Consider the following 13,295-nt stretch of genomic DNA (forward strand, 5'->3'; position numbering starts at 1 on the left):
TGGTTAAAAAAATTAGAATTTGAAATACTCTTTTGCGTTGTTGTATGAAATGTCGGCAACTAATTTTCCGATCCATTCCATATCGTTTGGAAGTTCTCCACGTTTGATTTCGTCTCCCAAAAGATTACATAGAATACGTCTGAAATATTCGTGTCTTGGGAACGATAAGAAACTTCTTGAATCTGTAAGCATTCCAACAAAACAGCTGATTAAGCCCATGTTTGAAAGCGCGTTCAATTGTTTTGTCATTCCGTCTTTTTGATCTAAAAACCACCATCCAGAACCAAATTGTACTTTTCCGCGAACACTTCCATCGTTGAAGTTTCCAATCATTGTTGCCATAACTTCGTTATCAGCAGGATTTAAGTTGTAAATAATAGTTTTAGTCAATTTATCTTTACTATCTAAAGCATTTAAAAAGCTTGACAGTTTTTGTGCCTGTGGATAATCTCCAATAGAATCCCATCCTGTATCTGGGCCTAAGATTCTGTGCATGCGTGCATTGTTGTTACGCAACGCGCCTAAGTGAAACTGTTGTACCCATCCAAATTCATGATATGTTTCGCATAAGAAAATCAAAACAGCACTTTGGAATTTTAATGCTTCTTCAGGAGACAATTCTCCGTTTTCTCTTTTCTTTTTGAAAATAGCATTGATCTCACTTTCTGTAAAGTTTTCAAAGTAAATCTGATCTAAACCGTGATCACTCAATTTACAGCCGTTTGCATTAAAGAATTCAATTCTTTTTCTTAATGCCGAAAGTAAATCAGCATAAGTGTTAATTGCAAGTCCGGACACATCCCCTAATGTGTCCAGATATGCATTATAACCATCATTAGCAATTAAGATGGCTTTATCAGGTCTGAAAGCAGTACTCATCTTGATTCCAGTCGAATTGTTCGCGAATTTCTGGTGAAATTCTAACGAATCAATTGGGTCTTCTGTCGTACAAACTAATTCAGCATTTACTTTTTTAAGAAGATTCTGCGTGCTGTACGCCTGAGAATTTATTTTCTCAGAAGTTTCGATATAGATTTTCTCTGCAGATTTCTCATTCAATAAATCATAAATATCAAAATAACGAGCCAATTCTAAATGTGTCCAGTGGTACAACGGATTACGCATTGTGTACGGAACTGTTTTTCCCCAGTTTAAGAATTTATCTTTATCTGAACCATTTCCAGTTACAAACTGCTCGTTGATTCCTAATGTACGCATTGCACGCCATTTGTAGTGGTCACCATTAATCCAAACTTGTGTAATATTATCAAAGATTTTATCTTCGGCAATAAACTGCGGATTTAAGTGATTATGATAGTCAATAATGGGCTGATTTTTAGAGTAATTATGGTACAACTCTTCAGCATATTTATTTTCTAATAAAAAATTATCGTGTATGAATTTCTGGCTCATGTCTTTTAAAATATAATTTGAAAATTATTCTTCGTTTGAAGGTTTTCCGATTGTTGCAAGGATTCCGCCGTCAACATACAAAATGTGACCGTTTACGAAATCACTTGCTTTTGATGATAAAAATATCGCTGCTCCAGCTAAATCACTTGGATCTCCCCATTTTGCTGCAGGAGTTCTGCTGATGATGAAATCGTTAAACGGATGCCCATCAACTCTAATTGGTTTTGTCTGTTCTGTAGCAAAATAGCCAGGACCGATTCCGTTAATCTGAACATTGTATTTTGCCCATTCTGTTGCCATGTTTTTAGTCAGCATTTTTAAGCCTCCTTTTGCAGCAGCGTAAGCAGAAACGGTATTTCTACCCAACTCACTCATCATAGAACAAATGTTGATGATTTTTCCTTGTCTTCTTTCGATCATTCCTTTTGCAACATGCTTAGAAACGATAAACGGACTTACTAAATCAATATCAACTACTTCTCTGAAATCTGAAACTTCCATATCCAAAAGCGGAATTCTTTTAATAATTCCAGCATTATTGATCAAGATATCGATTGGTCCAACTTCACTTTCGATTTTCGCAACAGCAGTTTTTACTTCCTGTTCTTCTGTTACATTAAATTTGTAACCAACCGCATTGATGCCTTCACTTTTTAATTCTGCTACAGCATTGTCAATTTTTTCTTGAGAAGAATTTCCGTTAACCACAATTGTAGCGCCAGCCTGACCTAATCCTTTTGCCATTGCCATCCCTAGTCCGTGCGTACTTCCTGTGATCAAGGCAACTTTTCCTTTTATATCAAATAAATTTGTCATCTTATCTCAAATCAGTGATTTTACAAACATCCATATCTCCGTAATCTAAGTTCTCACCTGCCATTCCCCAGATAAAAGTGTAATTGCTAGTTCCAGAACCTGAGTGAATAGACCAAGGCGGAGAAATTACTGCCTGATGATTGTTCATCCAAATATGTCTTGTTTCCTGCGGCTGCCCCATAAAGTGGCAAACTGCCTGATTTTCTGGAATATCCAAATAAAAATAAACCTCCATTCTACGATCGTGAACGTGTGCCGGCATTGTATTCCAAACACTTCCTGGTTTCAATTCTGTCATTCCCATTTGCAATTGGCAAGTGGTCACCACACTTCCTATAATCATTTGGTTTACGGTACGGTGATTTGCCGTTTCCATAGTTCCCAATTGTAATTTATTCGCTTCAGCTAAACTTACTTTTTTAGTTGGATAATTGGTGTGCGCTGGTGCAGAATTCAAATAGAATTTAGCAGGATTGTTTTTGTCGTAACTTTTAAAAACCACCTCTTTATTTCCAGCTCCGATATACAAAGCATCTTTAAAACCTAACTCATAAGTTGTTCCTTCTACCACAACCGAACCGCTTCCTCCAACATTGATGATTCCTAATTCTCTTCTTTCTAAAAAATAAGGAGCTTTAAGAGGGTCAATAGTTTCTAAAGCTAAATCGCCTTTTACAGGAACTGCAGAACCTGCAATGTATCTGTCGTAATGCGAATAAACCAATACAACTTCATCTTCCTGCATTAAGTCATCAATTAAGAACTCTTCTCTCAATTGCTGTGTATCATATTTTTTTACTGCTTCTGGACTTGACGCGTATCTTGAACTATATTTTGTCATAATTTTAAATTAATGTAATCGATTGCACAAAATTATATTTTTATATTTAAATAGCATAATTGAAATCGAAAAATTATTTCAATTATGCTAATTTTTCTTTATAGATCAGTGATTGGAGCATATTTAGGAACTAGTGATTTCATTACAATCCAACCAGTTAAGTAACAAATTGCACAAATTGAAAAGATAATAAAATAACCCGCTTCAATTCCTTTAAATCCCATAAAAACCATTTCTGTTTCTTTAGCATAATCAAACAAAACTCCCGATCCTTTATTAATTAAAGTTGAACCAACTCCACCTGCTAAACCGCCAATTCCTGTAATGGTTGCAATTGCTTTTTTAGGAAACATGTCTCCAACTGTTGTAAAAATATTTGCTGACCAAGATTGGTGCGCTGCTCCTGCAATTCCGATAATAATTACTGGAACCCAGTAACTAATGTAACCTAATGGTTGTGCGATTAAAGCTAATAATGGGAAAAATGCAAAAATTAGCATCGCTCTCATTCTTCCTTCATACGGATTCATTCCTTTTTTCTCTACGAAAAACGTTGGAAGCCATCCACCAATAATTGACAATAATGTAATTAAATAAAGTACAAATAATGGGAATGCAGCTTCTGTAGAATCCATTCCGTAAACAGAACTTAAATACGCTGGAGTCCAAAATAAAAAGAACCACCAAACACCATCTGTCATGAATTTACCAAACGCAAACGCCCACGTTTGTTTGTATTTAAAACAATCTGCCAAAGACACTTTTCCTTTAGCTTCAGGCTTAAAACCTATTTTACTATCTTCAATATCATCTTGCTGAATATAAGCTAATTCTTCTGCACTTACTCTTGAATGTTTTTCTGGTTTATCGTACATAAACATCCAAAATCCCATCCAAACAAATCCTAAAGCACCAATAATAATGAAAGACATTTCCCAACCGAAAGATTTTGCAATAAACGGAATTGTAATTGGTGCAGCTAAAGCTCCAACTGTTGCTCCTGCATTAAAGATACTTGTTGCAAAAGCTCTGTCTTTTTTAGGAAAATATTCTGCTGTAGTTTTAATTGCTGCGGGGAAGTTTCCTGCTTCTCCAACTGCTAAAACGAAACGAGCAAAAATAAATAGCGCCACACTCACATTGATTACCAAAGCTGTATCACTTATTGTACTGATTATTTCTTTTGAACCATGAAACCCTACAAACCATTCTCCTGTAATAATTCCTGAAGTAGCAATTCCACAAAATGCATGAAGGCAAGCTCCTACAGACCAAATTCCGATTGCCCAAAGAAATCCTTTTTTAGTATCCAACCAATCCACAAATCTTCCAGCAAACAGTAAGGAAACTGCATAAAAAATAGAAAACAATGCAGTGATATTTCCGTAGTCATTGTTTGTCCAGTGAAATTCTGGTGCAATAAAATCGCTCCAAGTTAAAGAAAGCACTTGTCTGTCCAGATAATTGATCGTAGTTGCAAAAAATAATAAGGCGCAAATACTCCAACGGTATTTACCGGTAGTTTTAACACTCTGATTTACTGCAACGGTTTCGGTTTGATTCATAGTAAGTTGAGATTATAGTTTTGTAATTTTTGGTAATTGTGAGATAGTTCTATTTACATCTTTCTAAAAATATTAAAATCAACAAATTAACATTCTATGAAAGAAATAATGTAATCGATTGCACAAATATAGTTTTTAATCTGTATAATCCAAATAAATTATATATAAAATTATTTAAAGTGACTAAATAAACATATTAAGCAAAAAAAATAATACAAAATTACACATTAAACAATATATTTGTTAAAAGCCAATAGGCTAAAATTATCCTTTTTATGGGGTAAAATTGTCCTAAACTTGATACTTTTAACGCTTATTTTTACCTATTTTTATTAAACCTTTTTAGTTCTCTCATTTTTAGAACCTAAACAAAACAACTAATTGTAAACCAAATAATTATAATTAAATTGAAAAATACAAAAACACAATCTTTAAGAAAAATTACATTTAGTTTTTTTCTATTTTCGGGAATATTTACCGTTAACGCGCAAAATCAGGTAATTCCGTTGTGGAATAAAATTCCTGATGAAATAAAAGCTCCTGATTATAAAGAAAAACCAGAACTGAAAGATGGAAAAATGCAAAGTACAAGTCAGGTCTCTGTACCTACTTTAAGCATTTTTATTCCGAAAGAAACAAAAAGAAATCAAACTGCTGTTGTGATTTGTCCAGGAGGCGGTTACACACATTTGGCATTTGACAAAGAAGGAACAAAAGTAGCTGAATGGTTCAATAGCTTAGGAATTACAGCTTTTGTATTGAAATACCGCATGCCAACTGATTTAACGATGAAAAATAAAAATGTTGGTCCGTTACAAGATGCTCAGGAAGCCATTCGCTATGTAAGACAAAATGCAGCAAAATGGAATATTGATCCTAATAAAATTGGAATTTTAGGATTTTCAGCTGGAGGACATTTAGCATCTACAGCTTCAACGCATTACGATGACAAAGTTTATGAATCTGCTTTTAAAGTAAGTGCTCGTCCAGACTTTTCGTTGCTGATTTATCCAGTAATTTCAATGGAAAACGAAATCACACATAAAGGTTCTCAAATCAATTTGCTTGGAAACAATCCTTCAAAAGAGTTAATAGATTCATTTTCAAACGAAAAGAAAGTTACCGCACAAACGCCTCCAACTTTCTTAATTCATGCTACAGATGATACTGTAGTTATTCCAGAAAATAGCATCAACTATTATTTAGCATTAAAGAAAAATGGCGTTTCAGCGGAATTACACATCTACGAAAAAGGTGGTCACGGATTTGGTTTAGGCATTAGCGACACTAATAAATTCTGGACCAGAGACTGCGAAGAATGGCTAAAAGCAAACGGTTATAACTAAAATAAAAAAAGGCAAAACTTTTACAAGTTTTGCCTTTTGATCAAAAAAAAAAAAAACAAAAAGGAATGAAAAAACCTTTTCAATATCTTTAAGCAGTAACTTCTTGTTCTGCTGTATTTTTCAATTTAGGGACAGGAATTGCTTTGCTTGCTGTTTTTGGTTGTGCAGCAGGTTTCTTTTTACCAAATTTCTGTTTTCCCCACCAAACAATAAAACCTGTAATGGGTAAGCTCGCCGAAATTAAACTGGCAAAAAATGCAATAAATTTCCCTGTTAATCCAAGAACGCTTCCAACATGAATGTCATAATTCATACGTCGGATTTTATCTGGAATATTGGCCTCAATATACTTTCCCGAAAAAGGCGTTTTAATCGAGATTTCTTTCAAACTCTGCTGATCATAACTATAACGATCCATATTGTAATAGGTATTCTTTTGCTTGTAAACAAAAGCTCCAATTGGGTCTGCAGGTTTTGCGGGAATACTAATTAAAATTCCAGATGCCTGCGGATTTTCTTTTCTTAAATTCAATAAAACTTTATCTGCTGTTGTGATATTGAATTCCTTCACATTAGTTGTGTCAGATTTTGGAGATTCACGGTTTTCAGTCAACGGTTTTCCTCCAGATGTGACCCAATACAATGATTTACTCCACCATCCAAAACTCCATACTAAGCCCGTTACGGAAATAAAAAACAGGAATATACAGCTGTAAAAGCCAAGCACATTATGCATATCATAATTGACACGTTTAAAGCTGGCATCCCATTTAATTTTAAAACTTTTATCAATAATAGATTTAATCCATTTTGTTGGCCACCATAAAACGATACCCGAAATTAATAACACTACAAAAATCAAAACTGCGACTCCAACGATTGGTCTTCCAATATCATAAGGAAGCCATAAGGCGCGATGTCCGTTTAATATCCATCTGAAAAAATCTGGCGAATCACTTCTAGAAACAGATTTTACATTTAATATTTCTCCTGTATACGGATTCATGTAAACACTGATAAAAGTTCCAGATCTTCGGCCTCCTTTAGGTTTTTCTCCCTTTCCTTTTCCTTTGCCTTTTTCAGCAAATTTTCCTTTTCCGTTTCCGTTTTTAGCAAAGTCTTTTTTTCTTTCTCCTCTTTTCTCTCCTCGTTCTCCTTTTTCGCCTTCTTCTTTTTTCTCCACAAAATAACCAACAATTGCAGCTTCATCTTTTGCGCCAAAAGTGACACTTGTAGCTTTTTTGTCTTTCATTTTTTTATCAGCAATTGAGACTAATTGCGAAGGCAGCAAAAATGCTTCTTTCTGAGGTTTTACAAAACGCCAGTCTTCAATAAAATCTTTAATTTCATTTTCAAAAACATAAATACAGCCTGTTAGACTGACAATTACTACAATGATTCCAGATGCCAAACCGAGCCACAAATGCAGCCAGGCCATAATACGCTTAAAAAGCGACTTTTTACTTTTTTTCTTATTATTCGGTTTTGAAGAAGAAAACATAATTGGATAGATAAATAGGATAAATGAAAAAACTGTAAGCCCTCATAAAATAAGGACTTACAGTAAAAAAATATTAGTATTTCAATTTTTGAATTGCAGTAATTTGTCCGCCTTCAACTTTCATACCTTTTGTTGCAACAGCAGTTGTACCGTTGATTGAGTAAATCCAGTTTCCGTCAGGAGTATTGATACCCACAATTGCAGAACTTCCATCTTCTGAAGTAATGTTGTAACGGCTTGTTACAGAAGTTAATGTTTCTGGAGCATTTGTTACCCAAGTAAATGTTTGGTTGTAAACATCAGCAATTGCCATTTTTACAGTTCCGCTATTTTTTCCAACATTTCCGTACATTAACAGTAAGAATTTACCTTTTGAAATATAAGTTGTAGAAGAAATTTTATATCCGCCAGATTTTTCTTGAACGTTAAAGAAGTACGATTGATCAAACTCTGTAGTTCCTTTTTTGATTTTAACAACAGCTGAAGGTTTTGTAGAAGTCATTACAGAATTGCTCGTAGCGATTGCACCTGAGAAACCGTAAGCATCTCCATTTTCATCCTGAAATAATCCGTTTGTGAAATAAGCTCCTAAATAACTTGTTCTGTTATCTTTGATTACTTTTTCTAATTTCAATTCTGGGTAGTTATAAACCGCAACCCAAGTACTATCTGGATTTGCAGTTCCAAAGTTATCTACTCCGTCTCCTTTAATACTCATATAAGGCATATACACTTTTTCTCCCACTTGAGTTGCCCAAGTAAAGAAAGCTCTTTCTCCATTCCCAGCTAATACTTTAGTATCTTGTTGAGCTTCACCCGTAATAAGTGAGTTTACAGCATCAATTTTATACATTGAAGCAATTGAAGCACCGCTTCTTGGAACTTTAACTGTCAAAATATCCGTATTTACAGCCGCGAACACATGTACAGTTTCCGCTTGAAAATCAGATTTCTTAACTAATTTTCCTTCTGAATTTAAATTATAAGTTGTTACAGCTCCTGGATTTCCTTGTCCGTAAAGCAAACTGAAGAAATTATTTTGTGCTGTAATATAGTAACGATACGTTCCGTCTTGCTCCAATCCGTTTCCTGTAGTTGTAATTGTTCCAGTTGAAACATCGTCTGCAGTCAATAAATAATCTGCAATTCCTGCAGCTCCAGTTGTTGCAGTAATAATATATTTCGTTTTCCCAGTATCGGTTCCTCCGCCAGTTTCTCCTCCTGATTTATCAGAATCACTGCTGCAAGAAAAAGCTGTAAAAGCTAAAACAGCTGATAATAAAGCTAATGTGGTACTTTTTTTCATTGTATTATGTATTTGTATTAAAAATTAATTGTTTGATTTACTGAAATAATATCTAAACTTGATGTAAAAAGCTCTGCTTGGTTTTTGCAATGAAAAATTGTCGTAAAGCTTATTATCTAAAAGATTTTTACATTCTAAAGCGATATTGTATTTTCCGTTTGCCATTGTATAAACCGCATTTAAATCGTGGCTGAATTGTTGCGGAATTTCTAGTTTACTGTCCTTGCTTCCCATGCTTGGCCATGACAAATAATACGTGTGAACATATAGCAGATTATAGCCTACAGACAAATTGTTACCTTTTTTCCAAACATTATTAAAGAACATTGTAGCATCTGCATTTCCAAACAAATAAGGCATATTTGGAATTCTGTCTTTATAAAATGGAGATACATAATTTTGATCTGGCTCATATTCGGTCATGTTTCGAATATTTTGATAAGTCGTATTCAAACCAGCTGTAAAACGATTGCTGTATGAATATCTAATTTCGCCATCAATACCATAATTCGTCACTTTTCCTTGGTTGACATTTGTGGTCATGGTTTGATTATTGTTTAATGTCGCACGAATAAAGTCAGTGGCATTTCTATGCAAAAGATTCACATCAAATGACAAGGCGTTTTTTTCATTAAAACTTGTCTGATAGCTTGCTCCTAAATTGTAGTTGTTACTTGTTTCAGGTTTTAAAGAAAGGTTTCCTTCTAAATTGTCATTGACATTACCAAAGATTTCCTCTGGAGTTGGAAGTCTATAAGTCTTTTCATAAGAAGCTTTAATCTGAAGATTATGTCTTAAATAATAACTCGTAGCAGCGCCATATCCTGTTGTAGAAGTGTGATCTACATATTTTTGATAAGCAATATCTCCTGTATTTCCAGACGGATTATAACTTCTTGAATAAGTAGTTTTTAATGAGTAATCTTTTAAAAATAAAGAAGTACTCCATTTTTGATTGTAATCTAATTTATAACCTAATCCCAAAACGTTTTTTTGCGTTTTCTTAGGCTGTTTATACACCAAAGATTCTGGAACTAATTCGTCACTTTCCTTACGATCAAACGTATTAAACGTATTATTGACCATAAACGAATGTCTGTCATTAAGTGTATAAGTAGCATTGGCCGTTGCCACACCATTATTATTGTAAAACTTGCGGAGTGTTCGGCTTCTTTCTCCTCCATCGCCATCATATTCTTTATAATCGCCAAACCAATTGTATCTTCTAAAAACAGTATCTATATTCTGTTCGTAACCAAAATTGTAATTTCCTGTAACATTTACATTCAGCCCTTTTGTAAATAAATCTCTAACCTGATATTTCAAAGTTGGCATTACAATACTTCCTTTTCTATAAATCTGACCAAAAACGCTTACCATTCTGGCTCCGGTTTGAATATCTGCTTTGTTTTCACCACCGGTAAATCCGATCATTAATTTATCCGCGTATTTTTTTCCAGTTATTCCAATGTTGAAAATCACGGTTTCATTACGGTATTTATCGTGAAAACGTCTCACTCTCTGGTTCGGAAAATAAGCTCCAGTATTTAAATCTGCGACATCAACATTTACCCAATAATTATTATCTGAATAGTTTTGAAAAGCATTAATTTCTGTTGTAAAACCGCTTTTTGCAGTATATCCAGCATTAATACTTGAACGATGTGTATTAAATGATCCGAACGAATAAGAAGCGTCAATAAAAGTTCTAGGTTTACTATTTGTTACAATATTAATGGCTCCGCCTAAAGCGTCTCCACCCAACCAAATTGGCACAACACCTTTATAAACTTCTACACGATCAGCTAAATTGATCGGAATATTATTCATCTGAAAAGAAGATCCAAAATTATCCATCGGAACTCCGTCAATAAAAACTTTAATCTGATTTCCTGAAAATCCATTAATCGAAAGCTCCGATCTAGAACCTACTCCACCCGCTTCACGGTTACGCACACCCGAAACGCGATCTAATGCATGAGATAAATCTAAAGTTGAATTGTGAAGCTTTCTAGCATCTATTGCAGTTACACTGTAAGCTTGTTTATTTACTTTTTCTGTTTGAGATCTTCCAAGTACAGTTACACTTTCTAACTCTTGCAATTCACTTTCCATTTTAATCGAAACATCTAAATTACTTGCCGAAACTTCGATCTGTTTTTTCTGAACTGCAAACCCGATTGCGGAAATTTTTAGAGCATATTTTCCTGGTGCTACATTTTTGAAAATATAATTCCCATTTTCATCGGAAATCACACTTAAATCCGTTTTTTCAATAATAACCGTTGCAAACGGAATTGTCTCTCCAGAATTTTCAACAACTTTTCCAGACACCATAAAGCCTTGATTTTGCTGGGAAAATGATACGAACGTAAATAAAAAAAACAAACAGGCAAATAAAATTTTTCGAGTTGACATATCTTTAATTAGACTAATTATAAATAACTTTGCTACAAAAGTACCATCAACGTCTTAAAAAAAGATAGGGAAAAACGGATTATTATTTTGTAAAAACGGATTAAATTTTGAAAATCAAAGCCACTCTTTTAACGCCAGAAACACCTATAATTAAAATTCAAATTGGAGACAAATATTACCCCAAAAGCATTTTAACCGAGGAAAACATAAATATCCAAAATGGAGATTCAGAGAAAATTATAAGTCGCCATTGGATAACCGAAGGATTAGTTCTTTTGGATACTGAAATGTATTTCTCAAGTCCTAAAACTGTTAACTTTGAAATCAACGAAGAATCTGTAGTAATGAATTTTATCTATAGCAGTAACGTAGAAACCCAAATTGATCAATTAGAAAGCGAAAAATATTCTAGAGAAAACACTCATAACATTTTCTATACTAGTGATTTCAAAGCTTCCTTTAAAATTCCTGCCTCTACTCCGACAAATTATCTTTCGATCATACTTTCTAAAGAGTTTTATTATAATATTATCAATGAAGACTGGCAGCTTCATGAAAAGTTTTCTAAAAAAATACTTCAAAAACAATCTAGTTATTTAACTACAAAATATCTTCCTTTTACACCTGCCATTCAGTGGGTAACACACGAAATAAAAAGCTGTACAAGACAAGGTGTTTTAAAAAGAATTTATATTGAAAGTAAAATAAAAGAACTTTTAATTCATCAACTTGAAAGCTTAATTATTAAGCCTTTAGCAATAGATAAGATTGACGAAGAACATTACAACAAATTATTAGAAGCAAAAAAAATAATAGACAACGATTATCGAAACACACCTACTCTACCTGAACTTTCCAGACTTATTTCGCTAAACGAATTCAAACTAAAAAAGGGATTTAAAACTTGTTTTGGTACAACCGTTAAAAGTTATATCATCAAACTGAGAATGGAGCATGCCAAAGAATTGTTTCAAAATAAAAAAGCAACAGTAACTGAAGCTGCTTATAAATGTGGTTATAAAGATGTTTCCCATTTTTCGGCAGCATTTAAAAGCTACTATGGATTCTCACCTCAAAAGTTTAAAATCAATACCGATGTAATTCAATTCTGGCTCTTTGGTCTTTCATTTTTTATATAAAAAAAGGGTTTTAAAATTATGTCCGTCGACCTAATCTTAAAACCCAAAAAAAATTAGACATTAATGTATAATGCAAACTCTTATACAAGTACCCACGATCAAATGAATATGCCAAATTCGTTGTAAAAATGTTTCTCCAAAAACAGCTCTAGAAACATTACATGACATTTAAAAAGGTAAAAATGCCACTAGTTTCAAGATTTCTACAGTTCAAAAGTATAAAGCTTAAAAGAGAATACATTACGGTTTTCCTCATTAAATAAAAAATAATGGAATCAAACTCATCACAAAAGAGCTAATTAATTGTACAGCAGAATATTTCATTTTTTTATTTAACAAAACTTTCGCAAAAGAAAATTCTCATTTTTTAAAAAATTTTCCTCAAAAGAAGCGAAAAAACTACATTTCTTGTTCTAGATTAAGTCTTGATTTTCTAAATCCTGCCTACATTTGTAACCAATGTTGATTAGATAAAGAGAGAATTTATCAATCAGATAATTAAAAGCTCAGAAACTTAGTGCATTAGTATCTTAGAACCTTAAAAAAATGAAAACTTTACAATTCTTATTACTTGGAAAAAACGAAGCAATATTGGCAATTTTACTTCGTCTTGTCAATGCAGATGAAAACTGGAACGGAGTTGCTTTTAATAACGAAAAAGAAGCTCAAGAATATTTTCAAAATAACAAAATTGACATCGTACTTTTGAGTTCTGCGATCGAAGATCATGTCGAAAAAGAATTTACATCTTTCTGTTTAAAACATCAGCCAGATGTTGAAGTCATTGAACATTTTGGAGGAGGAAGCGGTTTGTTAAAATCTGAAATTCTGCATAGATTACATCTAAAAGGAAAAATTTAGCTGCCATATTTTTCTTCTTTTAAACATAATGAAAATCCGCTTGTCAATTATAAGAAATTTATGCTACTTTTGAGAACACAAATTTAAAC

General features: G+C 33.3%; 10 protein-coding genes. 3 read left to right on the forward strand and 7 right to left on the reverse strand.

Annotated features, from left to right (window positions below):
* Nucleotides 1-12: 12 nt before the first annotated feature.
* The 4 genes from uxaC to V6624_RS19895 form a co-directional block, all read right to left on the reverse strand.
* Nucleotides 13-1,413: a glucuronate isomerase gene (uxaC, locus tag V6624_RS19880; protein ID WP_111289498.1), complete on the reverse strand. Its 1,401-nt coding sequence runs from the start codon at nucleotides 1,411-1,413 to the stop codon at nucleotides 13-15.
* Between the two features lie 24 nt (nucleotides 1,414-1,437).
* Nucleotides 1,438-2,229 (reverse strand): gluconate 5-dehydrogenase, encoded by a 792-nt coding sequence (locus V6624_RS19885; protein ID WP_111289496.1) that lies wholly within the window; start codon nucleotides 2,227-2,229, stop codon nucleotides 1,438-1,440.
* A gap of 1 nt (nucleotide 2,230) precedes the next feature.
* Complete coding sequence (kduI, locus tag V6624_RS19890; protein WP_111289494.1) at nucleotides 2,231-3,070, reverse strand: 5-dehydro-4-deoxy-D-glucuronate isomerase; 840 nt, start codon at nucleotides 3,068-3,070, stop codon at nucleotides 2,231-2,233.
* 98 nt (nucleotides 3,071-3,168) lie between these two features.
* Nucleotides 3,169-4,635: an MFS transporter gene (locus V6624_RS19895; RefSeq protein ID WP_111289492.1), complete on the reverse strand. Its 1,467-nt coding sequence runs from the start codon at nucleotides 4,633-4,635 to the stop codon at nucleotides 3,169-3,171.
* 407 nt (nucleotides 4,636-5,042) lie between these two features.
* Between V6624_RS19895 and V6624_RS19900 the strand changes: the two genes are divergently transcribed.
* Complete coding sequence (locus V6624_RS19900) at nucleotides 5,043-5,981, forward strand: alpha/beta hydrolase (RefSeq protein WP_111289490.1); 939 nt, start codon at nucleotides 5,043-5,045, stop codon at nucleotides 5,979-5,981.
* An 88-nt stretch (nucleotides 5,982-6,069) separates the two neighbouring features.
* On the opposite strand, the gene V6624_RS19905 is transcribed toward V6624_RS19900, so the two are convergent.
* The 3 genes from V6624_RS19905 to V6624_RS19915 all read right to left on the reverse strand — a co-directional run bounded on the left by V6624_RS19905 (nucleotide 6,070) and on the right by V6624_RS19915 (nucleotide 11,125).
* A complete protein-coding gene (locus tag V6624_RS19905; protein WP_111289488.1) occupies nucleotides 6,070-7,482 on the reverse strand; it encodes a PepSY-associated TM helix domain-containing protein in 1,413 nt (470 codons plus the stop codon).
* A 73-nt stretch (nucleotides 7,483-7,555) separates the two neighbouring features.
* On the reverse strand, nucleotides 7,556-8,788 hold the full coding sequence (locus V6624_RS19910; protein ID WP_111289486.1) for a DUF4374 domain-containing protein: 1,233 nt from the start codon (nucleotides 8,786-8,788) through the stop codon (nucleotides 7,556-7,558).
* A 24-nt stretch (nucleotides 8,789-8,812) separates the two neighbouring features.
* Nucleotides 8,813-11,125 (reverse strand): TonB-dependent receptor, encoded by a 2,313-nt coding sequence (locus tag V6624_RS19915; protein WP_239455721.1) that lies wholly within the window; start codon nucleotides 11,123-11,125, stop codon nucleotides 8,813-8,815.
* A gap of 188 nt (nucleotides 11,126-11,313) precedes the next feature.
* On the opposite strand from V6624_RS19915, the gene V6624_RS19920 reads away from it, so the two are divergent.
* Together V6624_RS19920 and V6624_RS19925 are read left to right on the forward strand one after the other, a co-directional pair.
* The gene (locus V6624_RS19920) at nucleotides 11,314-12,345 is read left to right on the forward strand and encodes a helix-turn-helix domain-containing protein (protein WP_111289482.1); all 1,032 of its coding nucleotides are present in this window, start codon (nucleotides 11,314-11,316) and stop codon (nucleotides 12,343-12,345) included.
* A gap of 546 nt (nucleotides 12,346-12,891) precedes the next feature.
* The gene (locus tag V6624_RS19925) at nucleotides 12,892-13,206 is read left to right on the forward strand and encodes a hypothetical protein (protein ID WP_111289480.1); all 315 of its coding nucleotides are present in this window, start codon (nucleotides 12,892-12,894) and stop codon (nucleotides 13,204-13,206) included.
* The last annotated feature ends 89 nt before the right edge of the window (nucleotides 13,207-13,295 follow it).

Origin of the sequence: Flavobacterium ginsenosidimutans (assembly GCF_037478105.1) — a bacterium.
Taxonomy (GTDB): Bacteria; Bacteroidota; Bacteroidia; order Flavobacteriales; family Flavobacteriaceae; genus Flavobacterium; species Flavobacterium ginsenosidimutans.

Coding starts and splice junctions, on each gene's coding strand:
- kduI (WP_111289494.1), bottom strand. CDS start 3,070: ATGACAAAATATAGTTCAAGATACGCGTCAAGTCCAGAAGCAGTAAAA.
- V6624_RS19915 (WP_239455721.1), bottom strand. CDS start 11,125: ATGGTGTCTGGAAAAGTTGTTGAAAATTCTGGAGAGACAATTCCGTTT.
- V6624_RS19895 (WP_111289492.1), bottom strand. CDS start 4,635: ATGAATCAAACCGAAACCGTTGCAGTAAATCAGAGTGTTAAAACTACC.
- uxaC (WP_111289498.1), bottom strand. CDS start 1,413: ATGAGCCAGAAATTCATACACGATAATTTTTTATTAGAAAATAAATAT.
- V6624_RS19905 (WP_111289488.1), bottom strand. CDS start 7,482: ATGTTTTCTTCTTCAAAACCGAATAATAAGAAAAAAAGTAAAAAGTCG.
- V6624_RS19925 (WP_111289480.1), top strand. CDS start 12,892: ATGAAAACTTTACAATTCTTATTACTTGGAAAAAACGAAGCAATATTG.
- V6624_RS19910 (WP_111289486.1), bottom strand. CDS start 8,788: ATGAAAAAAAGTACCACATTAGCTTTATTATCAGCTGTTTTAGCTTTT.
- V6624_RS19885 (WP_111289496.1), bottom strand. CDS start 2,229: ATGACAAATTTATTTGATATAAAAGGAAAAGTTGCCTTGATCACAGGA.